Origin of the sequence: Sphaerimonospora cavernae (assembly GCF_042435035.1) — a bacterium.
In the GTDB taxonomy this organism is placed as follows: domain Bacteria; phylum Actinomycetota; class Actinomycetes; order Streptosporangiales; family Streptosporangiaceae; genus Sphaerimonospora; species Sphaerimonospora cavernae.
This window is the reverse complement of the sequence record NZ_JBHMQT010000054.1, coordinates 76545-103230: the sequence shown is the minus strand read 5'-3', so window position 1 is coordinate 103230 and position 26686 is coordinate 76545. Positions and strand designations below refer to the sequence as shown.

At 69.2% G+C, this 26686-nt stretch carries 28 protein-coding genes and 1 tRNA gene; 18 read left to right on the top strand and 11 right to left on the bottom strand.

Going from position 1 to position 26686, the window contains the following annotated elements; all coding sequences use genetic code 11:
* The coding region (locus ACFHYQ_RS23990; protein WP_394303384.1) for a M28 family peptidase at positions 1-1474 on the bottom strand (1474 nt) is incomplete at its 3' end.
* A gap of 585 nt (positions 1475-2059) precedes the next feature.
* Here ACFHYQ_RS23990 and ACFHYQ_RS23985 point away from each other — a divergent pair.
* From ACFHYQ_RS23985 to ACFHYQ_RS23965, 5 genes are all read left to right on the top strand, one after another.
* Entirely contained in the window at positions 2060-3151 is a 1092-nt protein-coding gene (locus ACFHYQ_RS23985; protein WP_394303383.1) for a HesA/MoeB/ThiF family protein, read from the top strand.
* A 98-nt stretch (positions 3152-3249) separates the two neighbouring features.
* Positions 3250-3375 carry a hypothetical protein gene (locus tag ACFHYQ_RS23980; protein ID WP_394303382.1) on the top strand — a complete coding sequence of 42 codons (126 nt, stop codon included), beginning with the start codon at positions 3250-3252 and terminating at the stop codon, positions 3373-3375.
* A gap of 205 nt (positions 3376-3580) precedes the next feature.
* Positions 3581-4252, top strand: a complete 672-nt coding sequence (locus ACFHYQ_RS23975) for a DUF6879 family protein (protein ID WP_394303381.1) — start codon at positions 3581-3583, stop codon at positions 4250-4252.
* A gap of 108 nt (positions 4253-4360) precedes the next feature.
* Positions 4361-5587: a hypothetical protein gene (locus tag ACFHYQ_RS23970; RefSeq protein ID WP_394303380.1), complete on the top strand. Its 1227-nt coding sequence runs from the start codon at positions 4361-4363 to the stop codon at positions 5585-5587.
* A gap of 105 nt (positions 5588-5692) precedes the next feature.
* A complete protein-coding gene (locus ACFHYQ_RS23965; RefSeq protein ID WP_394303379.1) occupies positions 5693-7429 on the top strand; it encodes an amidohydrolase in 1737 nt (578 codons plus the stop codon).
* Between the two features lie 10 nt (positions 7430-7439).
* On the opposite strand, the gene ACFHYQ_RS23960 is transcribed toward ACFHYQ_RS23965, so the two are convergent.
* Both ACFHYQ_RS23960 and ACFHYQ_RS23955 read right to left on the bottom strand, forming a co-directional pair.
* A complete protein-coding gene (locus tag ACFHYQ_RS23960) occupies positions 7440-8555 on the bottom strand; it encodes a hypothetical protein (RefSeq protein WP_394303378.1) in 1116 nt (371 codons plus the stop codon).
* Between the two features lie 109 nt (positions 8556-8664).
* Positions 8665-9783: an SPFH domain-containing protein gene (locus tag ACFHYQ_RS23955; RefSeq protein WP_394303377.1), complete on the bottom strand. Its 1119-nt coding sequence runs from the start codon at positions 9781-9783 to the stop codon at positions 8665-8667.
* 313 nt (positions 9784-10096) lie between these two features.
* On the opposite strand from ACFHYQ_RS23955, the gene ACFHYQ_RS23950 reads away from it, so the two are divergent.
* The gene (locus tag ACFHYQ_RS23950; RefSeq protein ID WP_394303376.1) at positions 10097-10225 is read left to right on the top strand and encodes a hypothetical protein; all 129 of its coding nucleotides are present in this window, start codon (positions 10097-10099) and stop codon (positions 10223-10225) included.
* Positions 10226-10303: 78 nt separating this feature from the next.
* Here the strand turns inward: ACFHYQ_RS23950 and ACFHYQ_RS23945 are convergent, their stop codons facing one another.
* The 5 genes from ACFHYQ_RS23945 to ACFHYQ_RS23925 all read right to left on the bottom strand — a co-directional run bounded on the left by ACFHYQ_RS23945 (position 10304) and on the right by ACFHYQ_RS23925 (position 13663).
* A complete protein-coding gene (locus tag ACFHYQ_RS23945) occupies positions 10304-10510 on the bottom strand; it encodes a hypothetical protein (protein ID WP_394303375.1) in 207 nt (68 codons plus the stop codon).
* Positions 10511-10790: 280 nt separating this feature from the next.
* Positions 10791-11225: a GNAT family N-acetyltransferase gene (locus ACFHYQ_RS23940; RefSeq protein WP_394303374.1), complete on the bottom strand. Its 435-nt coding sequence runs from the start codon at positions 11223-11225 to the stop codon at positions 10791-10793.
* Between the two features lie 69 nt (positions 11226-11294).
* A complete protein-coding gene (locus ACFHYQ_RS23935) occupies positions 11295-11585 on the bottom strand; it encodes a hypothetical protein (protein WP_394303373.1) in 291 nt (96 codons plus the stop codon).
* A 24-nt stretch (positions 11586-11609) separates the two neighbouring features.
* Positions 11610-13067: a serine/threonine-protein kinase gene (locus ACFHYQ_RS23930; protein WP_394303372.1), complete on the bottom strand. Its 1458-nt coding sequence runs from the start codon at positions 13065-13067 to the stop codon at positions 11610-11612.
* Positions 13068-13153: 86 nt separating this feature from the next.
* Positions 13154-13663 carry an NUDIX hydrolase gene (locus tag ACFHYQ_RS23925; RefSeq protein ID WP_394303371.1) on the bottom strand — a complete coding sequence of 170 codons (510 nt, stop codon included), beginning with the start codon at positions 13661-13663 and terminating at the stop codon, positions 13154-13156.
* Between the two features lie 43 nt (positions 13664-13706).
* On the opposite strand from ACFHYQ_RS23925, the gene ACFHYQ_RS23920 reads away from it, so the two are divergent.
* Positions 13707-14396, top strand: coding sequence for a poly-gamma-glutamate hydrolase family protein (locus ACFHYQ_RS23920; RefSeq protein WP_394303370.1), 690 nt, complete (start codon positions 13707-13709; stop codon positions 14394-14396).
* A 76-nt stretch (positions 14397-14472) separates the two neighbouring features.
* On the opposite strand, the gene tuf is transcribed toward ACFHYQ_RS23920, so the two are convergent.
* Complete coding sequence (gene tuf, locus ACFHYQ_RS23915) at positions 14473-15639, bottom strand: elongation factor Tu (RefSeq protein WP_394303369.1); 1167 nt, start codon at positions 15637-15639, stop codon at positions 14473-14475.
* Between the two features lie 443 nt (positions 15640-16082).
* Between tuf and ACFHYQ_RS23910 the strand changes: the two genes are divergently transcribed.
* The 7 genes from ACFHYQ_RS23910 (at position 16083) to ACFHYQ_RS23880 (ending at position 21307) form a co-directional block, all read left to right on the top strand.
* Positions 16083-16682 (top strand): dihydrofolate reductase family protein, encoded by a 600-nt coding sequence (locus tag ACFHYQ_RS23910; RefSeq protein ID WP_394303368.1) that lies wholly within the window; start codon positions 16083-16085, stop codon positions 16680-16682.
* 280 nt (positions 16683-16962) lie between these two features.
* Positions 16963-17262, top strand: coding sequence for a DUF6247 family protein (locus ACFHYQ_RS23905; protein WP_204018669.1), 300 nt, complete (start codon positions 16963-16965; stop codon positions 17260-17262).
* Positions 17259-17510 (top strand): hypothetical protein, encoded by a 252-nt coding sequence (locus ACFHYQ_RS23900; protein ID WP_394303367.1) that lies wholly within the window; start codon positions 17259-17261, stop codon positions 17508-17510. The genes ACFHYQ_RS23905 and ACFHYQ_RS23900 overlap by 4 nt, the downstream gene beginning before the upstream one ends.
* A gap of 227 nt (positions 17511-17737) precedes the next feature.
* On the top strand, positions 17738-18664 hold the full coding sequence (locus ACFHYQ_RS23895) for an MBL fold metallo-hydrolase (protein WP_394303366.1): 927 nt from the start codon (positions 17738-17740) through the stop codon (positions 18662-18664).
* Positions 18665-18852: 188 nt separating this feature from the next.
* A complete protein-coding gene (locus tag ACFHYQ_RS23890) occupies positions 18853-19659 on the top strand; it encodes a hypothetical protein (protein WP_394303365.1) in 807 nt (268 codons plus the stop codon).
* Positions 19660-20355: 696 nt separating this feature from the next.
* The gene (locus tag ACFHYQ_RS23885) at positions 20356-20622 is read left to right on the top strand and encodes a hypothetical protein (RefSeq protein ID WP_394303364.1); all 267 of its coding nucleotides are present in this window, start codon (positions 20356-20358) and stop codon (positions 20620-20622) included.
* 316 nt (positions 20623-20938) lie between these two features.
* The gene (locus ACFHYQ_RS23880; RefSeq protein ID WP_394303363.1) at positions 20939-21307 is read left to right on the top strand and encodes a hypothetical protein; all 369 of its coding nucleotides are present in this window, start codon (positions 20939-20941) and stop codon (positions 21305-21307) included.
* 9 nt (positions 21308-21316) lie between these two features.
* Here ACFHYQ_RS23880 and ACFHYQ_RS23875 read toward each other — a convergent pair.
* A tRNA-Arg gene (locus tag ACFHYQ_RS23875) sits at positions 21317-21390 on the bottom strand.
* 476 nt (positions 21391-21866) lie between these two features.
* On the opposite strand from ACFHYQ_RS23875, the gene ACFHYQ_RS23870 reads away from it, so the two are divergent.
* From ACFHYQ_RS23870 to ACFHYQ_RS23855, 4 genes are all read left to right on the top strand, one after another.
* Positions 21867-23285 (top strand): ATP-binding protein, encoded by a 1419-nt coding sequence (locus ACFHYQ_RS23870; RefSeq protein WP_394303362.1) that lies wholly within the window; start codon positions 21867-21869, stop codon positions 23283-23285.
* A gap of 165 nt (positions 23286-23450) precedes the next feature.
* Positions 23451-24260, top strand: a complete 810-nt coding sequence (locus ACFHYQ_RS23865) for a phosphotransferase (RefSeq protein WP_394303361.1) — start codon at positions 23451-23453, stop codon at positions 24258-24260.
* Between the two features lie 102 nt (positions 24261-24362).
* Complete coding sequence (locus tag ACFHYQ_RS23860) at positions 24363-25274, top strand: cobalamin biosynthesis protein (protein ID WP_394303387.1); 912 nt, start codon at positions 24363-24365, stop codon at positions 25272-25274.
* Between the two features lie 34 nt (positions 25275-25308).
* A complete protein-coding gene (locus tag ACFHYQ_RS23855) occupies positions 25309-25683 on the top strand; it encodes a DCC1-like thiol-disulfide oxidoreductase family protein (RefSeq protein ID WP_394303360.1) in 375 nt (124 codons plus the stop codon).
* A gap of 17 nt (positions 25684-25700) precedes the next feature.
* On the opposite strand, the gene ACFHYQ_RS23850 is transcribed toward ACFHYQ_RS23855, so the two are convergent.
* Positions 25701-26660, bottom strand: coding sequence for a quinone oxidoreductase family protein (locus ACFHYQ_RS23850; RefSeq protein WP_394303359.1), 960 nt, complete (start codon positions 26658-26660; stop codon positions 25701-25703).
* Between the last annotated feature and the right edge of the window lie 26 nt (positions 26661-26686).

Below are 26686 nucleotides of genomic sequence, written 5' to 3'. Positions count from 1 at the left end.
AGTAGCTGCCGTCGGGCTGGTAGGCGCTCGACCCCGACGTCAGCGAGCCGGTCTTGGTGGTCGTATATCCCTGGCAGGTGCCGCCGCCGGTGCCGGTGACTGTCAGGGCGAAGGTCGTCGTCCGGGTGGCGTCGGTGCCCCTGCCGGTGATGGTGACCTGGTAGGCGCCGGCGGGGGTGGCGGCTGTGGTGCCGATGGACATGGTGGCGGAACCGCCGGCGGTGACCGAGGCGGGGGCGAACGTGGCGGTGGCTCCGCCGGGCAGGCCGCTGGCCGACAGCGCGACCGTCTGGGCGCCGCCCCTGGTCACCGTGGTCGACACGGTCGTGGTCAGCGAGTTGCCGGGGTTGGTCGAGCCCGTGGCGGGCGACACCGCCATCGAGAAGTCGTTGGTCTGCCGGCCGGAGCCGGCCACCGTCCACACCGCGTAGGCGATGGCGTCGGCGTTGCGGTTCAGCGCGGTGTCGTTGATGTTCGACATCGTGTCGCAGGAGCTGTGATAGCACCGGTCGTACGCCTGACCGGCCGTGCCGCCCCACAGCTGCGCCTCGGCGCTGGTCTTGCGGCCCTCGGCGCCGGTGAAGGTGCCGCCGGCGGCGATGCCGTACCGGATGAACGGCCCGTAGTCGCTGCGGCCGTCGAAGTCCGTGCCGCGGGTGGGTACGTTGATCGAGGCGAAGTAGTCCTGGAGCACCCGCTCCAGGTAGTCGGAGCCCGCCGGGCCGGGGCCGGAACCGGTGCGGTCGGAGTCGTCGCCGTCGTATATGAAGTAGCCCGGGTTGGGCGAGCCGATCATGTCGAAGTTGTAGTACGCCTTGATCTTCGACCGTTCGGTGCTGGGCAGGTTGGTCACGTAGTAGTTCGACCCGCGCAGGCCGAGCTCCTCGGCGCCCCACCAGCCGAACCGCAGATGCTTGCCCGGAGTGAAGCCGCTGCGGGCCACCTCCAGCGCCACCTCGAGGATGCCGGCCGATCCGGAGCCGTTGTCGTTGATGCCGGGGCCGGCCGTCACGCTGTCCAGGTGCGCGCCGATCATGAGCACGTCGTTGGGGTCGCCGCCGGGCCAGTCGGCGATCACGTTGTATCCGGTGGCGCCGTTGTAGCTGAACGACTGCACCGTGGTGGTGAAGCCGGCCGCGTCGAGTTTCGCCTTGACGTAGTCGACCGAGGCCCTGAATCCGGAGCGGCCGTGAGCGCGGTTGCCGCCGTTGGCGTTCGCGATCGACTGGAGTTGCTGCAGATGCCCCTTGACGTTGTTGAGTGAAATGTCCGGTACGACACTCGCCGCGACCGCCTGTGACGTGGCGGGCAGCGATGTCACAGGCAGTGACGTGGCAGGCAGTGCGCTCGCCGAGGCGGGAAGCCCGACCGTCATCGAGGTGGCCAGGGGCAGGGCCAGCGCCGCGGCGACGCCGACCGGAGCGAGCCTGCCGAACCTGCCGAGTTTTCCGAGTCTTCGGGGGGAACCTCTCATGTTCATCCTCGCTTGTTCGGACGATGTGGGGGGACCGCCGTGACCGCTGGGGGCGGCGGGACATCGAGCGAGACCTGCGCGAGTGCGGCCGGGTGCGGTCGGCGCGCCGGCGGTGCGGTCGGCAGGAAGCGCATGGGTGGTACGGGTGGACGTTCGCAATCCGGACCCGTGCCGGTCAATGACTTCGGCGGACGTTCAAACTCTGTCGAATCCGGACAGCTCGGGATCGTCGTAGCGCGTCGATATAACTACAAAGGGTGATATTCGGGTCGTCCGTGCCCGGCCCTTGGCAAGGAAATCGACAAGACCCGGCCCTGGTGAGCTCCTCACGCAGGTCCACACCCCATCCCGGCTCGGCCGGACGCGGCGACCGGTTCTCCCAGGTCCGCGTGGGTCGGCTGAAGCAGTTCGCCGACCGGGGCGCGCAGCAGGCAACATGAACCTGGCCGTCTCCGTGCCGGGACAGTGCTGGGACTCGGCACCGTCATCGCGACGGCACGCGACGAGTCCCTGACGCGTCCGAGGGCCGCCCGTCCTTTCAACTCGGTCTTGACTTGTTCAGTCATGACAAATCATGATCAACTGGTGCGTCTTCCCCGCGTGAAGCTTGAGCACCGGCCCCACCGATACGACGACGGGACCATCCGCATCGGAGGCGAGGTCTACGGGATCGCGGCCGAGATCGAGGATCCGTACGGCTGGGTGTGGACGGCCCTGTCACTGATGGACGGCACCCGATCTGCCGGGCAGATCGCCGAGAGGCTGAGCGACGCCCACCCGAAGGTGCCCGACGCCGCGTCGATCGTCGAGCAACTGGTCGCGTCGGGGTACGTGGAGGACGCGGCCGCGACGCCGCCGGGCGAGCTGGAGGAGCGGGAGCTCGACCGCTACAGCAGGAACCACGCGTTCTTCCGCGCCGTCGACCTCGCGCCCCGGGGCCACGGCTGGGAGGCGCAGCTCCGGCTGAAAACGGCGCGGGTCGTGGTGCTGGGGCTGGGCGGCACGGGCAGCCACGCGGCGTGGGCGTTGGCGGCCGCCGGCGTCGGCGCCATCCACTGCGTGGACCCCGATCTGGTCGAGCTCTCCAACCTCAACCGTCAGATCCTCTACTGCGAGGACGACGTGGGACGCCCCAAGGCGGACGTGGCCGTCGCCCGGCTCCGGACCGTCAACTCCGATATCACCGTCACCGGTGAGCGGCTTCGGATCTCCAGCCGCGACGACCTCGGCGACCTGATCGCGGGCTGTGACGCGCTCGCGCTGTGCGCCGACCGGCCGGATGGGCACCGCATCAGGGTCTGGGCGAACCGGGCATGCGCCGCGGCCGGCATTCCATGGGCGGGCGGAGGGTACAACGGTCCTCTGGTCACGGTGGGGATGTTCGCCCCGGGCGCGGGCACGTGCTACGAGTGCCTGAGCGCGGGGGAGGAGGCCAGACGCCGTCCCAAGACCCCGGTGGACCTCGGCGGGCCGGGGGCGATCGCGACGTCGGCCGGTCTTTCCGGCCAGCTCGTCGCGCACGCGGTGCTCGGATTGCTCACCGGGGTTCCCATGCCGCCGGTCGGCACCATCCAGGGAGTCAACCTGGTCGCCCCCGACCATCACGTGTGGGTCCGGCACCCGCCCCGCCCCGACTGCCCGATCTGCGGGAGCCGCACCGAACTCGATCTCCCATGACTATTCGCCATAGATCTTGACTGGCGCGGTAAACCAGCCAAGCATGGAGGCGTTCTCGCGAGAACCTCCTTGTCCCTCCCCTGCAAGGAAGGAACCGGATGAGTCAGCACGAGTGCAAGGGCGAGCGGGTGGAAACGGCGACCCCGCCGGCGAAGATGAAGATCATAATTCGTCGACTCGACAAGATCGAGACGACGACGGACAGCAACAGCACCGGCAACTGACTCGACTGCGAGGAGCGGCGGCGTGCGGGCGCGACGCGCTCGGCAGGCCCGCACGCCGCAGGTGAGGGGCGGTACGTGCAGGCGGAACACCGTTTCCATGCCTCGCTCTCCGGTGTCCTGCTCTCCGGCGTCCTCTCCGACGCACCGCGAGCCGAAGCCGGGACCCGCGCCTCGGAACCAGAGGAACTAATGCGTGGAGGGAGCAATGGAGTTTTCTCTGAACGTCTTCGAAAGGGTGCGGGACGCCGAGGGGCGGATTCTGCCGGTCGACGCCTATCAGGCCGAGTTCGCCGACGACTTGGAGCGCGCCACCGCCACGGTGTGGAAACTCGAGCGGGCCCAGGATTTCTACGAGCCGGATGTGGCGAGCTGGCGCGCGATGATGGCCGGGGAATGGGAGGACTCGCTCTCCCTGCTCCAGGAGATGGGGCCGACTCTGACCGAGTTCTACCGTATCCGGCCTGATTTCTGTCGAGTCCGGATCGTGGAGCGGCCGCTCACGCCGTACCTGCAGTGGGAGATGCACGCCCTGGCGGTCCGCGCGGCCGCGGGCGAACGTCCCCGGGTGCTCGCCGCGGAGGCCGTACGGGAGTTCGAGCACATCGCGGCGCTGCCGGAACTCGTCGTGTTCGGCCCGTCGCTCCTGTATGAGGTGCTCTACGACGACGGCGGCGGCCACATCGGAGGCCGGCGGGTCACCGATCCCGACGTGATCGTTCCCTGCCTCGACGCGGTGCGGGAACTGTACGACCGGGGAGAGGACCTGCTGCCCTACTTCGACCGGGAGGTCGTCCCGCTGCCGCCGCCGTCGGTCTCCCTTCGAATGCGAGAGCCTCTGCCCGACTACTCCCAACACACCGGGACCTTCCGCCCCTGAGCACAGGGGGGACAGTGGGCACATCTGGAGGCCGATGTGAGCCATGACCCCGGGCGGGCGCCGGCCGGGTCCCCGGTGTCCGTTGGAACGACCGTGCGTGGAACGACCGTGCGTGGAACGACCGTGCGCCTGCGCGAACTGGGCTTCCGGCAGGACGGGCAGGAGTGGATCGTCGGCCGGGTGGACGGAGACGAGTTCGTCGCCGTGCCGTACGAGGGCATGCGGGCCATCCGGCTGCTCCTGGAGGGGGCCACGGTCGAGGAGGCCGAACGGCGACTGCACGCCGAGACCGGCGCCGAGTTCGACATCCACGACTTCGTGCGGACACTCGGCGAACTCGGCATGGTGGACACCGCCGGAGGGCGACCCGTGCCCGGCGGTCCGGCGCGGGCCCCGTCCTTCTCCCGGCTGCACGCCCGGCATGTGCGGTGGACGCTGAATCCGCTGCTCCACATGGCCGTCGGCCTCGTGATCGCGGCCGGGATCGTGGCCGGGATCGCGGTGGCCGCGCTGCGGCCGGAGAACGTGCCGGGCTGGCGCGATCTGCTGTGGAGCGAGCGCGGCACGCTCGTCCTCGTCTCGCAGGCCGCCGTCGGCTGGACGCTGATCTTCCTACACGAGTTGGCCCACCTGACGACCGCCAGAGCCGTCGGCGTGCCGGGCAGGATCCGGCTCGGCACCCGGCTGCAGTTTCTGGCCGTCCAGACCGAGGTGTCCGGCGTGTGGCTGGCGGAGCGGCGGATCCGCCTGACGGTCTACCTCGCCGGCATGGCGACGGACGCGGCGGCCTGCTCTGCGGCGCTCATCCTGACCGCCGTCGTGGGGCCTCACCCGGCGCTGTCGCTCATCGTGCTGACCTCGCTCACCATGCTCGCCACCCAGTTCCTGGTGTTCATGCGGACCGATGTCTACTTCCTGCTCCAGGACCTGATGGGTTGCCGCAACATGTACGGCGACGCCTCCGCGTACTTCCGGCACCTGGCGCTGCGGATGCTCGGCCGTCCCTCCCGCGACCCGCTCGCCGGGCTGCCGAGCCGGGAGCGCCGCAATCTTCGGGTCTACACCGTGCTGCTGGTGGTGGGTACGGCGATCTGCCTGGGGGTGGCCCTCACGGTGACGTTGCCGGTGACGCTGGCCCTGCTCTCCCGTGCGGTGGCCGGGCTTCTCTCCCCCCCGGACCCGCTCGCCGTGCTGGACGCCGTCGCCGTGGTCCTGGCCGTCGTCGTGGTCCAGGTGCTCTGGGCGCGGGCATGGTGGCGCAGACATGGTCCCCGCGTACGGCGCGCGTTGAGCCGCCGACCGATGCCCGCGACCGATGCCGCCGAATCACGGTGAGTCGTAGGCTGAGGGCGATCGTCGGCGTTGACCGGAGTCGTTTGGGCCCATACAGTCGTCTCCGGACCAGCACCTTTCCCGCCGAACACCTGGAGACTCACGGCGATGACCGACCCCGCGGATCTGCTTTTCGTCAACGGCGACGTCCTGACCGTCGACGCGGAATTCTCCGTCGCGCAGGCGGTGGCCGTACGCGAGGGGCGCATCCTCGCGGTCGGGGAGACCGCCGAGATCGAGGCGCTGGCCGGGCCGCACACGCGGGTCATCGATCTCGCGGGCCGCACCCTCCTGCCCGGCATCAACGACTCGCACCTGCACGCGGCCGCGTGGGGCCTGACCCGGCCGCCGTTCGCCCTCGCCGTGGGCCACCCCGTGGTGCGCTCGATCGCGGACATCGCCGAGTCGGTACGGCAGGCCGCCGCGACCACCCCCGCCGGTGAATGGATCACCGGCCTCGGCTGGGACCTCGGCTACCTGGCCGAATGCCTCGCCGACCCGGGCCGCCGCCCGCACCGCCGGGACCTGGACGCCGTCTCACCAGATCACCCGGTCGGTCTGACCGACTTCTCCGGACACATGCTCTGGGTCAACTCCAAGGCGCTGGAGATCGCCGGCATCACCCGCGACACCTCACCTCCTCCCGGCGGCGTCATCGACGTCGACGCGGCCGGAGAGCCCACCGGCCTGCTCCGGGAGGGTGCGATGTCCCTGGTTCAGCGGCACCTCCCGCCCGCGACCGTGGAACTGCGCAAGCAGGCCATCCGGTCGGCGGTGGCGGCGCTGCACGCCGAGGGCATCACCAGCTACACCGAGCCGGGCCTCGGCCCCGGCGGCGTCGAGATTCTCGGCGGCGGGCTCAGCACCGAGTCGCTGGAGGCGTACGTCGAGCTGGCCCGGGCCGGAGAGCTGGACGCCCGGGTCCGCGTGCTGCTGCTGCCCGCCCCCATGGGAGGCTCGGCGGCCGACGTGACCGCCGGACTGCGCGACCTCGCCGCCATCCCGTCCGACGTCGACCCGGAACTGCTCGCGGTGATCGGCGTCAAAATCTTCGCGGACGGTGTGCCGCCCAACGAGACCGCCTGGATGCACGAGGCGTACGGCGCGGCCGGCGGCCACGGTTCCCTGTGCGTGCACGGCGCCGACGCCGCGCTGCAGCAGGCCGAACTGACCGAGATGGTCCGCATCGCGCACGCCGCCGGCTACCAGGTCGGCGTGCACGCCACCGGAGACCGGACGATCGACGCGGTCACCGACGCCTTCATCGCCGCGAGCAGGGCGCACCCCCGGCAGGACGCCCGGCACTACCTGATCCACGCGGACTTCACCGCCGAGGAGACCCTCGCCAAGCTGGCCGAGCACGGGTATTCGGTGAACATGCAACCGGCCATCAAGTGGACCATCGCCGACCTGATGGACGAGGTCGTCGGCAAGGAACGCTCGGACTACCAGTGGCCGGTCCGCTCCGCCGCCGAGGCCGGGCTCGCGGTCTGCGCCAGCTCCGACGCCCCCATCACCGAGCCCAACTGGCGGCAGGGCGTCGCCGCGATGCTGCTGCGCGAGTCACGGGCCACCGGCCGGCCCAGCGGCCCCGAGCAGTGCGTCGACCTGGCCACCGCCATCCGCGCCTACACGATCAACGCCGCCCGCCAGGACTTCGCGGAGACCTGGAAGGGCAGCATCGAGGTGGGGAAGGTCGCCGACCTGTGTGTCCTCGGTGGTGATCTGCGCGCGATCGACCCCCATGACATCCCCACCCTGCCGATCGACCTCACCGTGCTCGGCGGCGAGATCGTCTTCGACCGTCAGACCGCGGTCCGGAACGTCGCAGGTGGCGGGGCCTGAAACGTGGCGGTCACCCGCCGGCCTGGGCCTTGAAGATGATGACGGCGATGACCGCGATGACGGTCAGGGCCGCGAGCACGGCAGCGGTGATCTTCGCGGCGCTGTACGGCCGCTGCCCGATCACCTCGCCGGTGTGCGCGTTCACCATCACCTGCAACGTCTTGCCGCCGTGCAGGTAGGTGAGGAACCACACCGGGAGCAGCACCAGCTTGAAGGTGAGATCGAAATACCGGGTGTCGACCCAGCTGACCCGCTGCTCGTCCCCGCCGATGTCATGGCGGCAGTCGTCCTCGATGACCTCGGCCATCTTCTGCTTGGCCAGCTCGAGACCGCTCTCCGGCTCGATGTCGTAACGCACGGTCTGGAAACCAGCCAGATACTCCTCCTGGTACGGGATCACCCGTTCCAGCGGCCATGGGGTGAGTTTGTCCAGCTGCCTGGCGGCCACTCGGCTGGTCCCGGTGACGAGCACGTCGTCGAAGAATCGCGAGACCGTTCCGGAGGCGTGCCGCCAGCGGGTCTTGCGCACCTGGCGGGTCTCGGTCCGGGTCTGGCCGTTCTCGGTGACCGTGTAGGTCTCGGTCTCCCAGTAGTAGTCGCCCCGCTGGCCCGTGTAGTCGGAGACCGTGTCGGCGTCGTAGGTCCAGTACGGCAGGTAGCTCCCTTTGAAGGTCTCCGCCTCGGTCACCTTCTTCAGGCTTGAGGGGGCGAACCAGCGGGAGGACGTCCACCTGCGCAGCGCGTCACGGGCGCCGTTCCGGTCGATGCCGAACGGCACCATCGCCTCGGGCACGATTCGCTCGGTGGCGCCCGCCTCGGCGACCAGCGGCGTGCCACAGAACTGGCACTTCTCGGACAGTGTGTCGCTCTCGGTGCGTGCGTGGCAGCCCGGGCAGACGAACACATGCAGCGTGCCGGCCATCTGGCGCGGCTTGATCGGCAACTGGGCCAGCTCGGCGTAGTCGTGCTCCCGCACCTCCCGCCCGGCGTGGGCGATCGGCTGCTCGTGCTGACAGTACGGGCAGCGCATCACCCGCGTGCCGGGGGCGTACTCGAGGGTGGCGCCGCACGCCTGGCAGGGATAGGAGCGGGCGGGCGCCGCGCCGGCGATGTTCGGATCGGACACGGTCGATACTCCGGAGGTGCACAGCGGGAATTGGGGGAAATCGCGGGGGAACCCGGGGAACTGCCGGGGGAAGCGATGCGCGGCGCTCGTCCCGCCCGGGTGGCGTCTCCTACGCCTGCGGGGGCAGCGGCGGCGGGACGCTGGCCAGCGCCTGGGTCAGTTCGGGGACCTGGCCGGCCGGGAGCCAGGCGGACATGCCCGCCCGCCAGACCAGGCTCGCGCGGGTCAGCACGCCCGTGCCCACGAGACCCGGCAGCGCCGAGGGTTCGTACGGCCCATGCTGTGTGTCGTTGACGGCGACGTACCACTGCGTCTGCTGCTGCGCCGGGAGCGGCGGCGGCCCGCCGGCCGGGGCGGCCGGGGCGGCATGCGCCGGTCGGGGCTGCGGGGCGAGACCGTCAGCCAACTGCCGGCCGATGGCCATCCCCATGCCCAGGCCGATTCCCTCGCCCGCGCCGCCGGAGTTGCGGGCGGCGTCGCCGATCGCGTTCGCGGTCTGGAACCGGGTGTACTGGTCGAGATCGCCGGCGATCGCCATCCGGGTACGCGTGTCGATCGCCGCCTCGACCTCCGGCGGCAGGGAGATGTTCTCGATGATGAACGTGGGCACCGAGACGCCGACCGGGGTCAGTTCGTGGGTGAGGACGCCCGCCAACCGGGTGCCCAGCGCGTCCTGATGGGTCGCCAGGTCGAGCACGGGGATGTTCGCCGTGGCCAGCGCGTTCGCCAGCCGGCCCACGATCATCTGCCGCAGGTACTCCCGCACCTCCTCGGTCCGGAACCGCGGGTCGGTCCCCGCCAGCTCGCGCAGCAGCCCGGCGGGATCGACGATCTGCACGGCGAACCCGCCGAACGCCCGAAGCCGCACCATGCCGAACTCCGGGTCCCGGAGGGTGATCGGGTGCTGGGTGCCCCATTTCAGGTCGGTGAACTGGCGGGTGTTGACGAAATAGACCTCGGCCTTGAACGGCGAGTGGAAGCCGTACTTCCAGCCCTTCAACGTCGACAGGATCGGCAGATTCTGCGTCTCGAGGACGTACGTCCCCGGGACGAAGACATCGGCTATGCGGCCCTCGTTGACGAAGACGGCCGTCTGAGATTCCCGGACCACCAGCCGGGCGCCCATCTTGATTTCGTTCTCATATCGCGGGAAGCGCCAGACGATGGTGTCCCTGCTGTCGTCCGTCCACTCGACGATGTCGATGAACTCACCGCGGATGCGGTCCATCAAGCCCACGTTTTCCTGCCGTCCTGCCGTCGCCGGGCGTCCCGCCCCGAGTTTCACGCCGAGCGTTCCCGCAACCCGGCATGGCCGACGATAACAAGCCCGGCAAACCGCCACCAGCCCTGCCCGTGGGCATGGGCGCGGGTCGGTGGCTTGTAAGTGTGCTGCAACCGGGGCGGCTTATCTTCACCGCGCACACCCTCTGCTTCATCGAAGGAGCTCCCATGCGGTCCCGAGTCAAGTCGGTGAGGGCTCCTCAGGCTCGGCGTGGCTGCTCAACTACAAGAGCGCCCGCCGGCTCGGCTACCTCAACGGTGTGACCAGCGGCGTCTCCGACACCGACGGCAACGACCGGATCGACACCAGCGTCTCGCCGTACTTCGACGGCGAGACCTACGATGTCTACAAGTCGGCGGCGAACCACTGGTCCGGCAGCATCGCCTGACCCGGCGGCTGCTCGCCGTGCTCCGTCCGGAACCTCACCCGCGGCCTGAGCCTGCCGGCCCGGCCGCGGGTCTTCGGCCTACCGGGCCAGCCCATGTTCCAGGCTGGACTGAGACAGTCCGAACCGTACCCGGAAGGGAACGTCTGCCCTGATCGCGAGGACGACCACCGCGAAGATCAGCGGAATCAGGAACCAACGGATCGTTGTCGGCACCGGGCGACTCGCCCATGATGCGACGATCAGACGGATGATCCAGATCACGCCGAGGAGACCCCAGGCGAACAACTACCGACGTTCTCCGGCGTCGGCGGCTCGCTGTACGCCTCGCTCAGTCGGCGGTACGACGGGGTGGACGCGGCATTCGACCGGGCGGGCGTCGCTCGTGACGAGGTGGTGGCGTTCGTCCATCCCGATCAATGGGTGACGCTCTTCGCCTCCCTGCGTCGCTGAGACGGCCGGCGACGCGCTCACCGGCTGACCGCTGCCCAAGGCGGTGGTCGGCCGGTGAACGTCGGACCGTCGCTGATGGGCGCCATCCCGAAGTCGGAACGCCCCGCCGGAGGCTTCAAACGGCCAGTCGTTTGAACAGGTGCACGTCTTCGTGGCCGCCGGGAATGCCGAGCATCCGGCCGGTTTCAACGTAACCGTGCCGCTGGTAGAAGCCGGGAGCCTGAAAGGTGAAGGACGAGACGGCGATTCGGTCACAACCTCGCCGTACGGCTTCCGCCTCGGCGGCGTGGAGGATTTTGCTGCCCCATCCGTGCCCGCGGCCGTCCTCGCGGATCCAGAGCAGCGAAATGCCGCAGAGCCCGCCCCAGGTCCAGGCGGTCAATCCGCCGACCAGCTCACCGTCATCGTCGGTGACCTTGACGGAGAAGGAGTCGCCATGGGCCGTGCCGGTGGCGGCCTCGTTGAACGCGGTCAGCGCCTCGTCGAGTTTCTCGCTCAACTCGGGGTCGCGGTCACCGACGGTCAGGATCGCGGCGGAGTCTGCTGTCACGCTGGTGGAGTATTTCACCGGCGTCGCGTTCAGGCGAACGGATTTCGCGTGGCCTCAGCTGCCGCGGCTTCACCTGCCGTTCTGAGGGGTAGCGCTTCGAAGCTTCTCGACCAGTGGCCACGCCGGACTGTCCGTCTGATCGAAGGTCTCGGCATAGATGACCTGATCTTTATCGATGACGGTCATGCTCGACGCCTCGCCACCACCGGTCGGCGCGATGACTGATCTGTTTTTCTCCAGGTCGTCGCGGTCAACCAGATGGGCTCCGGCTGCGAGAACCAAAGCAATGCCAGAAACGGCCACCGGCCAGTAGCGCCAGGCCCGTCCGGTCCTGAACCGCGGCGGGTTTCCCTTGATCACTCGTCTCCTCCGGTACGTAGCGCGTCAGGCCGCCTCGGTGGGCTTGAGCGTGAAGGCATGGATGCCCTGGTTGGTCCCGACCATCGACACCTCGAAATTCCCCTGGACCCGATAGAACCCGTTGGTATGCAGCAGGCCCACCGGCGCCGGCTGCTCTCCCAGGATGGTGACCTGCACGCCCACGCATTTCGCGGAGGTCGGCTGCTCACCCGGGTTCAGCTTTTCGCGGCACCGCGGCCAGAAGGTGAACAGCGCCTTGTCGTTCTCGCCGAATGAGTCGAAGTCCTCGCCGTCGCCGGCGTAAGGGGTGATCTCCGCATCGAGCGGGGCGAAGACGAGGACCTTCTTGCCCACGTTGGCCGCCAGGAAATCCATCAGCCGCTCTCCCGCCTGCCCATTGTCGATGGTCTCCTGATAGGACGGCCGGGACGGAGCGGCCACGGGCGAAGGCGAGGACCGCGGTGGTTCGCTCTTCTCGCCGAGTTGCCGGACGAGCAGTGCTCCGGTGACGAGTACGGCCGCGGCGGTCACGCTCGCACCCATGGCCAGCGCCCGTCTCCTCCCGGGGCGTACCGGCTCGGTGTCGGGTCCGGCGATGCCGGGTCCGGCGATGTCGGGTCCGGCGGCGGTGCCGTACCCGGGTGCCGGGACGGGCCGGACGGCGGCCGGGTCCATCGCGAAGTCGGCGGGCCGGCCCGCCAGGGCACGCATGAGGGTGCGGGCGCCGGGGCGGACCTCCGCCCGTGGTGCGAGCGCCGCGGTCAGGAGCGGGCGGAACTCACCGGGGACGCCGTCCAGATCCGCCGCGCCCCGGTAGGCGCGGAGCGCGACCGCCTGCATGCCACCGGTGCCGAAGGCCGGCCTTCCGGTCGCCGCGTACGCGACCGTCGCCCCCCAGGCGAAGACGTCGGCGGGCGGGCCGGCCACCGCCCCCTCCAGCACCTCGGGTGGGACGTAGCCGACCGTGCCGATCGCTCCGCCGTCATGGGTGAGCCGGGTCGCGTCCTGTTCCTGGGCGATCCCGAAGTCGATGACCACCGGTTCACCGCCGACCACCATGACGTTGGACGGCTTGAGGTCGCGATGGACGTGACCGGCGTCGTGGATCGCCACCAGGGCCTCGGCGACGCCGTACGCCATCCGCAGCAGGGCGTCCCCGCCGAGCGGGCCCTCCGCCTCGACGTGGTCGCGGAGCGTACGGCCCTGTACGTAGCGGGTGACGATGTACGGCGGGTCGGCCTCCAGATCGGCGTCGACCAGTTCGGCGACCCGGGCACTGCGGATCTTCCGCATCACCTCGACCTCGCGCCTGAGCCGTTCCCGCATGTCGCTCTCATGGGCGATGCCGGGATGGAGCTGCTTGACCGCGACGGTCCGCCCCTCGGGATCGAGGGCGAGGAAGACCCGGCCCATGCCGCCGGTCGCGAGATGCGACTGGGGACGGTACTCGCCGATGTTCTCCGGCAGTTCCTCACGACGCACTTTCCGCGCTCCCGTCCCGCGTTCCCGGCCTGGTCATAGTGGCCTGAAGATCAGAACCCGCGCAATTCCACAGGGTCCCCAAGGGCTTAATGGGAGGAGGCCGGGCGCCAGGGCAGGATCACCGGTTCGGCGGGGAGGTCTCCGGCGAGCAGCCGGGGCAGAAGCGCGCCGATGCCGACGGGGAAGACGAGGTCGGAGGTGGTCTGAAGCTCGTGGACGGTCCACCAGCGGTGTGCGGCGATCGCCTCGCGTTCGTGGGCCTCCTGGGTGGAAGGGGCCAAGGGCAGACGGTCGACACGGGTGAAGAAGAACGAATCGGCGGCGTCCAGGGTGAGCTCGCCGAATCGGGCAGGACCGGAGGAGACGGCCACCACCGGACCCAGCCGCTGCGGAGCCAGGATGTGACCGGTCTCCTCGAACAGCTCGCGTACCGCGGCCTGGGAGAGGGTCTCTCCGTCGTCGACACCGCCGCCGGGCGTGACCCAGAAGTGGGAGGCGGACAGATCGTCGGAGGCGCGGAAACGGAACAGCAGAAGCCGGTCGTCGCGGTCGACCAGCAGAACGCGGGCGCTGGCCCGTACGGCGGGGACGGTCATTCCGCCGATCATAGGCGGCGGCGAAAGGGAGGGAGCCTGCCTCATGAAGAAAGCACTGCTCGTCGTCGCGGCGAACGTACTCGTTTTCACGTCCTGCGACAGCGCCCAAGCCACCCCGGCCGATACATATCCCGACTTCGGGGAGCTCGCGGCCCACCAGGACGAAGGGAAGGACTACCGTCGCGTACAGCGATTTCCACGTGGGGCGCGAGTGGCGCACATCGCCATCCACGGCGGAGCGATCGAGCCGCCCACCACACAGTTGGCCGACGCGGCCGCGGCGAGCAGGTACGCCTTCTACTCCTTCGAGGGACTCAAGCCGTCCGGCAACAAGGAGCTCCACATCACCGCCACCCACTTCGACGAGCCCAGGGCCGTCAAGCTGGTAGGAACGGTCGACTACACCGTCTCCTGGCACGCCACCACAGGCGCCGAGGTGACGACGTACGTCGGCGGACGCGACAGGAGACTTGTCCGTACGGTCAGTGCCGAACTGCGTGCGGCGGGGTTCACCGTCGCGACCTCGGTGCCCGCCGAGGTCGCAGGGGTGAGCCCGCGCAACATCGTGAACAAGAACCGCAGAGGCATGGGAGTCCAACTGGAGATCAGCCGCGGACAGCGAGAGCGGTTCTTCGCCGGGGGGAAGCTGGGCCGCGCCTGGATCGAGAACCCGGCCAAACGCACCGAGGCCTTCCACCGCTACGTCGCCGCCGTCAACCGCGCGCTGCCCTGATCCGAGGCCGGGACCCTCGGTGGCGGTAACCGCAGCACGGGTAACCGCGACACCGAGAACCCCGCCTACGCCGGCGCTAGCCGAGGACGGTCAGCACCGTCCCCGCGCCGACCGTCAGTCCGCCTTCGCGGATGGCGAAGCCCAGGCCGGGCTCGAGAGCCACCGCCTTGCCCAGCTCCACGACCGCCTCAACGGTGTCTCCCGGCTCGGCGGGCTCATCCATGACGATCTGGCCGGGTACGTCGGTGGTGCGGAAGTAGAACTGTGGCCGGTAGCCGCCGGCGATGGGCCTGCGCCGCCCTCCCTCGGCCTCTGTGAGGAGATAGATCCTGGCGGTGAGGCGCCGATGGGCGCTCTGCGAGCCGGGCGCGGCCAGCACCTGGCCCCGACGTACCTGCTCGCGCCGTACGCCGCGCAACAGCACCGCGGCATTGTCGCCGGCCTCGCCCCGGTCCATGGTCCTGCCGAAGGTTTCGACCCCGGTTGCCACCGCGGTGAAGCCTTCGCCGAGACCGACGACCTCAACCGTGTCGCCGATCTTGACCGTACCGCGCTCGATCGCGCCGGTGACGACGGTGCCGCGCCCGGTGACGGTGAGCACGTTCTCGACCGGCATGAGGAACGGCGCGTCGACGTAACGGACCGGGATCGGGATGTGCTCGTCCACCGCCTGGAGCAGCGCCTCGATGGACGCCGTCCATTCGGGGTCGCCCGCCAGCGCCCGCAGCCCGGAGACCCTGACCATGGGCATGTCGTGGTAGCCGTGCTCGGCGAGCAGCTCCGCGAGCTCCAGTTCAACCAGGTCGGCCAGCTCGGGGTCGGCGCCGTCCGCCTTGTTCAGTGCGACGACCAGGTGCTCGACCCCGACCCGCTTGGCGAGCAGCACATGCTCGCGGGTCTGCGGCATGATGCCGTCCTGCGCGGAGACCACCAGAATGGCCCCGTCGAGTTGCGCCGCACCTGTGATCATGTTCTTTACGTAGTCGGCGTGGCCGGGCATGTCCACGTGCGCGTAGTGGCGGGTGGCCGTCTCGTACTCGACGTGCGAGATGTTGATCGTGATGCCCCGCTGCGCCTCCTCGGGCGTACGGTCGATCCTCTCGAACGGTGTGTACGTCGCGCCGCCCCGCTCGGCGAGCACCTTGGTGATCGCGGCGGTCAGCGTGGTCTTGCCATGGTCGACGTGACCCATCGTGCCGATGTTGAGATGTGGCTTGTTCCGTACATAGGCCTGCTTGGCCATGATTCCTTCTCCGAAAGCCTGAGGTCTTGTGACCCGTCGCCGGGGCGGTCAACCTCTCCCCGCCGGGTCACATCAGGACGTACGGGAAGAGGTCAGCGCTCCAGGCCGTCGAAGGCACGCTCGAACGCGCCCGCGGTGGCGGGCGTCGTCAGGAGAGCGTGGCGGAACATGAACGGGATGCTAACCCAGCAGGGCGATGAGCCGCACCAGGTTATTCCGTTGCCCGGGGGTGTGGATGTTCACAGGGTCTTTCGTCTCCTCGGCATCTGCCGCGCCGGTTTGTCGGCGGGGCGATCTATTGTCCCGGCCATGACTTCAGCGACGCAGACGTACACGTACGCCGCGCCCGCACCGAGCAGGACTGAGGGGATTCCGCGAGCCGTGATGAGTCCCGCGGAATCCGGCGGTCGTACTGTCGAACCAGTTACCGAGGAGGACTTCTGATGCGCAGCGTGACCTACTCGATGGCCGTGTCACTGGACGGCTACGTCATCGGGCCGGACGGTTCCTTCGACTGGACGGCACCCGACGAGGAGGTCTTCAACCTCGCCACCGACGAGGTACGCAGGGTCGGCGTCCATCTGCTGGGACGACGGCTGTACGAGACCATGCTGTACTGGGAGACCACCGACCAGAACCCGTCGCTCGACTACTCAACACTCGAATTCGCCGCGATCTGGAAGGCGCTCCCGAAGGTGGTGTTCTCCACCACGCTGTCGGCGGTGCAGGGCAATGCCCGTCTGGCGTCCGGCGGCCTGGCGGAGGAGGTCGAGCGGTTGCGAGCCGAGCCGGGGGAGGGCGACATCGCGATTGGCGGCGCGACTCTCGCCGCCGAGGCCGCCGCGTTGGGTCTGATCGACGAGTACCGGGCCAGGGTCTACCCGGTGCTGCTTGGCGGTGGCATTCCATTCTTTCCCCAGCGCGAGCGCCGGGTGGATCTCGAACTCGTAGAGACCCGCACCTTCAGCTCAAGAGTCATCTACCTCCGCTACCGGGTGGCGCGCCAGGCCGTGTCTCCCACCGTCGAGAATTTCGGACCGTGAGGTGCTCAGGTGGCGTGACGTTTCGGTGCTCGTCGGGAGTGACGCAACATCCCCGTTGGCACCAAGCCGCACGGGCTGTCCGTGTATCCGCAGCCGGGCCGCTACTCCCTCGGCCACACGAGCATCTTCCGGCGACCGGACGTTCCAGCGTGCCAGGTGATGGGAGGAGCCAGCCCGTCGTACCGACAGGGCGCGCACCAGAGACAACGGCGAGGGAGATCTCGATGCCAATCACGGTGGATGGGCGGGAGGCTCTGAGCGCCCTGCATACAATGCCCTCATGAGCGCCCAACCCGTTCACATGGAAGAGCCCGAGGATCCCAAGGCGATCCTGCGGGGACTACCGGAACGGGAGCGTGGCGAGTTCCTCCGCCAGTACCAGGCCGCGGTTGAGGCCGCCCGCGATGACGTCGCCCAGTACCCGGCGCTGCGGCTGCTGCTACGCCGCTGGCACCTTGTGGTCGTGGCCGCGAACCAGCCCGGCTACTACGAGGCGATCAGGGCCGCCAAAGCCGGCGTGGGACGGTACACACAGCTTGAGGATGCCCTGGCCGACGAGCGTGCTCGTCGCGCATCGTGACGTGGAGACCTGACCTGTCCGAGCGAGCGCTGTCCCAGCTCGGCGGGTTCCCCGAGGAAGCCTTGGACGCCCTGGCCAAGGGCATGGCCGTGGTGTGTGACGATCCGTACGATCCGCTGACCACCATGAGCACCGACGACCCGATGGTTCGGCGGGCGGACTTCGGGCAGGGGCGGGGCTTTGTCACCTATGTGCCGGTTGGCTCGGCCTACGTGGTGCGTGTGGTGGACATCATCTGGGTCGGTTGACCTCGCAGGTCCTGGAGGATCGATGACAGAGCAATCCAATGCCGATGACGCGCACTCTGTCAGCGGGCGGCGCTGCCGCATGGAGAACGAATCGGTCTCGTGAGATCTTCGACGTCATCCCGGACGGCGCATACATATCCCTCGGCACAGGCGTTGGAGCCGGTCTTCGTATGAGAAGGGAGATCATCTACTGGGGCCCGGACTGTGCGAATGGAGTTGTGGTTGTGGTGAAGCAAGCCGATGCGGCGAGACTGCACGAGGTAGGCCAAGGGATCTTCGCCTGGGTACAGCAGGACGGCACCTGGTGGCTGAACAACGCCGGAGCCGTGGTGGGCGATGACGGCGTCCTGATCGTCGACACGTGCGCGACCAAGCAGCGTACCCGCCGCTTCCTCGAAGCGGTCGCCGAGGTGACCGGCGGAGCTCCCGTGCGGACGGCGGTGAACACCCACCAGCATGGGGATCACTCCTACGGCAACTGTCTGCTGCCGGACCAGACAATGATTTTCGGACACGAGGCGATGCGGAACGCGCTGCTGGCCGATGACGTCATCGACGGATGTCCGCCGTTCTGGACGCCAGTACCCAACTGGGGAAACGTGACGCGCCGTCCCCCGTCCGCGGTGTTCCGATCCGAGCTGACGCTCTATCTGGGCAGGCGCCGGGTCGAGCTTCGGCACCCCGGCCATGCTGCGCACACCGCCGGGGACGTCGTGGCGTGGCTTCCCGACGAGCGCGTGCTGTTCGCCGGCGATCTGCTTTTCAATGGGCTCACGCCGATGGTGCTGATGGGGTCGCTGGAAGGGGCGTTGCGTTCGCTGGACTGGCTGGCGGGCTTCGAACCCGAGTACATCGTGCCGGGACACGGGCCGCTCGCGGGCGCGAGCGAGCTGCCGGAGATCCTCGCCGCCCACGAGCGTTACTACCGCTTCGTGCTCGAAACCGCTCGAAAGGGGCGTGAGAACGGGCTCACGCCGCTGGCCGTCGCGCGGGACACCGACCTGGGGGAGTTCGCTGACTGGGTGGATGCCGAGCGCCTGGTGCTCAACATCCACCGTGCCTACGCCGACGCGTCAGGCGGCGAGGCGGACCTTATCACTGCCTTCAGCGACGCCATGACCTGGAACGGCGGCCCGCTGCCGACATCGGTATGAGCGCGCCCTGCAGGATTCGAACCCCCGACCGTCGGGATTAGAAGTGGATCGCCTTTTCTTTGCCCGATAATGCGCGGACCTGCAGGTGATCTCCCGGATGCCCTCGACCAGAGCAAAGTCATTCCGAGGATGTTCCGGATCACACAGACTGTTGCTTCCGTCCTCGCCATCTCGGGCTGCTGATCGCCATGCCGATCGCGATGGCTGACACTTCTCTTGTGGACTACAAGGCGAAAGAGGAAGCACGGCGTTGGCTGGCAGAACAAGGCGTCGCCCAAGTCAGCGACGGCGTATGGACGAGCGATGAAGGCTCGGGGGACGAACTGCTCACCGCCAACGATGTGGCGCACGCGTGGACGAGAGCGCTGCTAGAGGATCCCGATCTCGATTCGGAGGCTCGGCTGCGGCTTGCACTTGGCCTCTTGGACCTCCTTGACGACTACTGGGTGACCTGTGAAATCCGCTTCACCATGGCAGATGCGTACGACCCAAACGCTGGCCTGCTATGGGATGCCTACCGGCGGCGCCTGGAGGCACCGGAACCTGCGGACCCGATCACATATTCACTATGGGTCGACTGGTTCGAAGAAGGCACCACAGTGGAGATCGCCTTCGCCGAAGTGCTGGGCAACGACGTTGCAAGGCTGCTCATCCAAGGTCGCTTTCAGGATACGGCGGACAATCCGCTGCTTCGCCGAGCTCAGCGAGTTCTGGAGGTGTCCGGTCCCGTACCATGGCCGATCAAGCATCCGGTCTATCAGGCGTGCGTGGCACTACCGGCTCTTCATCTCGCATTGTTCCGAGGCCTGCTCGGCAGCTACCACGACGTCTACGGCCGTCTTGAGCCCCATGCCGCTTACGCCCTCTTGCAGCAACTGGACCTCTCGTTCGACACCAAATTTCTCGCCCAACTACGCACGGTCCTCAAGGCAGGCCACACCAACCACCGCCGCTCCCCAGATGCCTGGCCGGCAACCGACCAGCAGACCTTCTGACATTGAGGTGCCCAAACGATCTTCAGGGTCGTTCAGATCCGTTCATTGCGCTGGGCGCGGGTCAGCGTGCGGTTCCGCATAATGCGTCGTGATTCACGCGCATGCATCGATAGTGACGCAATGTGCTTATGTGGTGGCGAGGAGTGAATGAAGGTGCTGGGATATGGCCCGACCGCCCCCGAACGGAAAGCACCTCGAATGCCTCGACGCACTGCCCTGGTAACGCTGCTCGCCGCAGTACTCCTGACTGGCTGCAGCACCGCAGGGACTGCCCAGACAGCTCCGCTATCCACCCATTCGCCCCAGGTGGGGTCTCCGCTCGCCACGCCGAGCCAATGGGCTACACCAACACCAACGCCCACTCCATTCAGCCCGTCCGCCACGCCGACGCCAACACCGGCGTCGCACAAGAAGAGGAAGGCGCGGGTGAAGGTGTCGCCCAAGCCCGTGCACAGGACTGCGCGCCCATCCCGGCCGTCTGTGCGGTCCGGTGTCCGCCCTGGCGCGTTCTGCTCACCGCAGGGGGCGCTCGGCCGCACCAGCGCGGGCACATTGATGCGCTGCACCTCAAGCGGTGGGGATCGCGCACGCTGGCGCAGCGCCTGAACCGAAGGGTTGGCTTGGGGTGGCAGGTGACCATACCCCGATGGGATGACCTCCCGGTCGACGTGCACACGGCGGTCCACGCCGGGTTCGGTGAGATCGCCGCTGGCGGGCCGGCCGTACGACCTGCGGCACGCGGCCGTGTCCCTGTGGCTCAACGCGGGCGTCCACGCACCGGAAGCCACCGCCGAACGGGCCGGACATGGCGTGGATGTCATGCTCCGGGTCTACGCGAAGTGCATCGACGGTCAACGCGAGGTCGCCAACCAGCGGACCATGGAAGTCCTCGCCGATGAGGCGACGCGAACACGAGGGAACGAAGGGTCTCGGTCGACGCCGAGGCCCTTCGGCCTGTCGTGAACTGATCAATAGCCGACAATGCGCCGGTGCCACCATCGGTCGAGCTGCCACGGAAGTAGCTGAGGATGAGGCTCGGGGAGAGTGCGTCTGCGGAATTCCTCGTCGAGGCGGCATACCAGCCGTCCGAGATCTGCGCGGGCTGCCGGCGGTAGTCGACGTAGCGCGAGTTCCAGGGTGTCGCGTGCCTCGGTGGGGTCACAGCAGGGACATGAATGTGGCGGGACGTACAGAATCCGGCCGGGGCGTCGGAGGAAGCCTCTGTACTGATCAAAGGCTTGAGCGACGGTGTCTGCCCCCAGCCCCTGGGCCTCCAGGCGTGCGATCGCAGCACGGGTCCGGCCTGATAGGCCAGGAATTTGACGAGCTGGTCGGCCCTGTTCTCGGGCTGCTGCTTGATGAGCGCGGATGGCGCTCGGCGGCCTACGCGGCATCGCCCTTTCTGATCGTCATGAGTCGCATCGTGCCACACCTCGGCTCCGCGAACCACCCTGCCGCGTGCTCGGGGAGGCTCGGAATCGCTCCGGGGAGCGGCGAAATCCTAGAGCTGACCTGCGGAAACGTCGCCGAGATCATTCCGGATAGGTTCCGGGAGTGCCCGCTCAGTGCCGAGTCTGATGGCGTACGGCTGCGCGGGCGGCCATGGCGCGATCAAGAGAATGCCCAGGTCAGCCGGGGTTCGGGCTGATGAGAGGAGCGCGCCCTGCAGGATTCGAACCTGCGACCGTCGGATTAGAAGTCCGATGCTCTATCCAGCTGAGCTAAGGGCGCTCGTGCCTAATTCTGCATGATCCGGGGAGTAGGTACACACCCCCTCTCCCGGATATGTGTCGGCCGACCCCGGTCCGTACGGCTGACCAGGGCATCCGCAGCAGCAAGCGTACGTGGTCTCACCGCAGGAACCGCAGTCGATGCCCGGCCGGTGACTGAGCTCGACAGCCGGCGGGCGTTGTCGTCGGTGGCCGGCGGACGGACGTCAACGGGGAACCGGCTCGCCGGTGGCACCACCGACTTCGGCCGCCGCCCGTACGGACGTCCCTGAAGTCCGCAGCGGGAGCCGATGGGCGGCACCCGAGGAGTGTGGAACTGCGTCGGAGAGGCGCTGGCCGAGTACCCCACCGCCACCGGCCGGGACTTCAGCTACGCCACCCGGGTCCGCGATCGGGCCTCCTGTGTGTACGATGTTGCTAACATTCTTGTTAGTGACATTCTTGTTAGTAACATGCAGGGTACGGAGGTCGGTCAGCATGGTGGATTTCGTCGGCCGCCGACAAGAGCTGGCGACGCTGGAGCGCGAGCTGCAGAAGGTCGCGGCGGGGGTCGGAGGAGAACGGCCGGGCCGGTGCGTGATGCTGCGCGGGCGGCGCCGGGTGGGCAAGTCGCGGCTGGTCGAGCGGTTCGTGGAGCGCGCCACGACGCCGTACCTGTTTTACGCGGCCACCGGCGCGTCGCCTCAGGACGATCTGGCACGGCTGGCCCGGGACGCCCAGGCATCGACGCTGCCGCTGGCGCACCTGGTCGCCGCCGCGCGGCCGGAGAGCTGGGATGCCGCGTTCGATGTGCTGGCCGCGGCGCTGCCCGCCGACCGGCCGAGCGTCCTGGTGATAGACGAGGTGCCGTACCTGATGGACGCCGAAGGCGCCTTCGAGGGGATGCTGCAGCGGGCCTGGGACAGAGCCCTGAAGACGAAGCCGGTGCTGCTGGTCCTCATCGGCTCGGATCTGTCGATGATGGAGGCACTGAACAGCTACGGACGACCTTTCCACCAGCGCGGCCGGGAGATGGTGCTCGGGCCGCTGAACCCCGCGGAGGTGGGGCGGATGCTGGGGCTGGATCCGGAGGAAGCCTTCGACGCCGCCCTGGTCACCGGCGGGCTGCCGCTGATCTGCGCGGAATGGCCGCGGGGCGCGGGGCTGTGGGACTTCCTCGGCGAGGCGCTGAATGATCCGGTCTCGGCCCTGCTGGTGTCGGCCGAGCGCTCGCTGGCCGCGGAGTTCCCGCCGCAGGCTCAGGCCCGTGCGGTGCTGGCGGCGATCGGCAGTGGCGAGCGGACCTTCACCAACATCGCCCGCTCGGCCGGCGGGATCGGGGCCACGCCACTGCAGCGAGCGCTGGAGCTGCTCACGGACAAGCGGATCGTCGCTGCGGAACTGCCCGTTTCCCTGCGCCCGTCGAAGGACCGCCGTTACCGGGTGACGGATCCCTACCTGCGGTTTTGGCTGCACCTTCTCGGTCCGTTCATGGGGGAGATCGAGCGGGGGCGGGGCGACCTGACCTTGGAACGCATCCGGGAGAGCTGGACCAGCTGGCGCGGCCGGGCCGTCGAGCCGCTCATCCGGGACGCGCTCGCCCGGATACTGCCCGACGACCGGCTGCCCGCAGCCCCCGCGGTGGGTGGCTACTGGACCCGCACCGACGACATCGAGATCGACATCGTCGGGGCAGACCGCGCCCCCATCGCCAAGGAGTTGCTTTTCGTCGGTTCCATCAAGTGGCTGGAGCAATCACCGTTCGACCGACACGACCTGGCAGCCCTCCACCGTCACCGCGCCGCGCTCACAGCCGAACCTGTCCCGGTCGTGGCGGTCTCACGCAGTGGACTCGACTGCCCGGGACTCGATGCCGCCTACGGCCCCGGAGAGTTGCTGGCCGCGTGGCCGCTGTGAGCAGCGAACCGTACGGTGATGGTCAGGCCGCCTTACGTCTGAACGCGCAACCGGGCATCGGTACGGCCGAACGGCACGAAGTGCGCGCAAAAGTGGCGTTGGGAACTGCCAAAACCGGCGGGAGTCGCCTCCGGAACGCTCTTCTGCTCAGTAGGCTGCCTGGACATGTCCACGCGTACGGATCCTCAGGAGATCCCGCTCCACGGGGGCGACGTCACCGAGGGAGTCGTACGGGTGGGGGACACGGTCCGGCGTCCGATGCGGGCGTCGTCGCCGTCGGTGCACGCGCTGCTGAGGCACCTGGAGGCGGCCGGGTTCGACGGTGCCCCCCGCGTGCTGGGCACCGATGAGCTCGGCAGGGAGATCCTCACGTTCGTCGAAGGCCGGGTGCCGACGCGTCCGCTGCCCGGTTACGCCGCCGCCGACGAGACCCTCGCCGAACTCGCCCGCCTGCTGCGGCGGCTCCACGATGCGGCGGCGTCGTTCGTCCCGCCGGCCGGCGCCGTCTGGGAGATCGGCTCGGCCCCGGACGACGCGCCCGAGCTGATCGGCCACTGTGATGTCACCCCGCAGAACGTCGTGTTCCGCGAGGCGGCCGAGCCCGTGCCGTACGCGCTGATCGACTTCGACCTGGCCCGGCCGACGACGCGGCTGTTCGACGTGCTCATCACGATGCGGCACTGGGCGCCCATCGACGACCCGATCGACCGCGATCCGCTGCTGCGCACGGCGGACGTCGGGCCGCGGCTGCGGCTGTTCTGCGACGCGTACGGCCTGGCCCGGCGCGACCGGCTCCGGCTGCCGGGTCTGGCTCGCGTCCGGTTCGACCGGTCGTACGGCCTCATGCGGAAGAAGGCGCAGACGCTGGGCGGCGGCTGGGCCCGGATGTGGTCGAACGGTGCGGGCGAGCGGATCAGAAGGGCCGCCGACTGGCTCGACGCCAACGAGGACGCGCTGCGCGCCCACCTCGCCTGAAGCTCCCGCCTGACAGGGCGTCGGCCGGGGTGGGGAAGAATGGCCGCCGTGATCAGAAGCAGGGCGACGGCGGCGGGCATCCTGCTGGGCGCCGCGATCGACATGGTGGTGGGCGATCCCAGGAGAGGCCATCCCGTTGCCGTGTTCGGCAACCGCGCCGCCGCCCTGGAAAAGCGGATATATCGCGATTCTCGAGCCTCCGGGGTCGCCTTCACCGCCGCCTGCGTGGGTGCCGCGACAGGCATTGGGCTGGCGGCCGACCGGCTGACCCGGTCGTGCCCGGTCGCCCGTACGGCCGTGACGGCCGCCGCGACCTGGGCCGTGCTCGGCGGCACGACCCTCGCCAGAGAGGGCGCACACCTGTCCGCCGCCCTTGAGTCAGGAGATCTGCCGGCCGCCCGCGAGCGGCTGCCGCACCTGTGCGGCCGCGACCCGTCGAGGCTGGACGCCGGGGAGATCGCCCGCGCGACGGTCGAGTCGATCGCGGAGAACAGCTCCGACGCCGTCGTCGCCCCGCTGGTGTGGGGCGCGGTCTTCGGCGTGCCGGGCCTGCTGGCCTATCGGGCGATCAACACGCTCGACGCGATGGTCGGTCACCGGTCGCCGCGCTACGAGAGGTTCGGGTGGGCGTCGGCCCGGCTCGACGACGCGGCCAACTTCCTGCCGGCCCGGCTGACCGGCCTGCTCACCGCGGCGCTGGCCGGCACAGCGGGCGGCTCTCCGGGCCGGGCCGCCGCCGTGCTCCGCCGCGACGGCCGCCGCCATCCCAGCCCCAACTCCGGCCGGTGCGAGGCCGCCTTCGCCGGCGCTCTCGGCGTACGGCTCGGCGGCGCGAACGACTACGGCGGCCGGGTGGAGCACCGCCCCGAGCTCGGTGACGGCCCGCGTCCGGGCGTCGCGGACATCCGGCGCTCCGTACGGCTCGCCCGCGCGGTGTCGCTCACCGCCGTCGCCCTGGCGGCGGGCGCCCTGGGGATCGCGAGCCTCTTCGGACATCGCCCCGGTGACCGATGAGGACGAGCCGGGGCGCATTGGTAGATTCGACATCGTGGGCAGTACCAACCGGGTCCTGCTGCTGTTCGATGGGGAATGCGGCTTCTGCCAGCTGTGCGTGAACACCGGGCGGAGGCTGCTGCCGTACATGCCCGCCGTGCGCGCCTGGCAGTTCGTCGATCTCGCGGGTTTCGGGCTCACTCGTGAGCAGGCCGCCGCGTCCGTACAGCTCATCGGCCCGGACGGGCTGCGCGCCCAGGGTGCGCGGGCGGTCGCGCTGGTCCTGGCCCTGCAGCCGGTGGCGCGGTGGCGCGCGACCGGCAGGCTCATGCTCGCCCCGCCGCTGAGCTGGCTGGCCGAGGCGGGCTACCGGGTCGTGTCCCGCTACCGCCGGCGTCTTCCCGGGCGCCACACCCTGTCGCCGCACTGAGATCCGCGGCCCGCGGATCAGGGGATGAGCAGCAGTTTGCCGGTGGTGCGCCTGGCCTCCAGGTCGTCGTGCGCGCGGCGCGCCTCGGCCAGCGGGTAGCGCTGTGAGACATGCACCTTGAGCGCCCCCGAGGCCACCCAGCCCAGCACGTCGCCCGCCCGCCACAGCAGTTCCTCGCGGTCGGCGACGTAGTGGGTGAGCGAGGGCCGGGTCAGGAAGACCGAGCCGGCGGCGTTCAGCCGCTGCGGGTCGAACGGCGGCACCGCCCCGCTGGCCGCGCCGTACAACGCGAGCATCCCGCGTGGGCGCAGCGACGTGAGCGAGCCGTCGAAGGTGGCGGCGCCGACCCCGTCGTAGACCACGTGGGCGCCCCCGCCGGTGATCTTCTTCACCTCGTCGGCGAAGTCCTCATAGCCGATCACCTCGTCGGCGCCGGCCTGCCTGGCGAGCTTCTCCTTCTCGGGGGTGGAAACCGTACCGATCACTCGGGCGCCCCGCAGCTTGGCGATCTGCGTGAGCAGCAGCCCCATGCCGCCGGCGGCGGCGTGGACGAGCACGTCGTCGCCCTGCCGTACGGCGTAGGTCGAATGGGTGAGGTAGTGCGCGGTGAGGCCCTGGAGCAGGACGGCGGCCGCGAGGTCCGGCGACACCCCGGAGGGCAGCACGATCGTCTGCTCGGCCGGGATCACGGCCTTGGCGGCGTACGAGCCGAGCACCTGTGCCCAGCCGACGCGGTCGCCGACGACGACGTCGCTCACCCCTTCACCCACGGCCGTGACCGTACCGGCGCCCTCGGAGCCGGGGACGAACGGCACCGGCAGCGGATAGCGGCCCTCCCGGTGGTAGACGTCGATGAAGTTCACCCCGCTCGCCGCCACGTCCACCAGCACCTCACCCGGGCCGGGCACGGGGTCGGGGATCTCGGCGGGCTCCAGCGCGGCGGACCCGCCGGGGGTGTTGACGACGATGGCGCGCATGGTGGGCTCCTGTCTGTCTGCGGAAT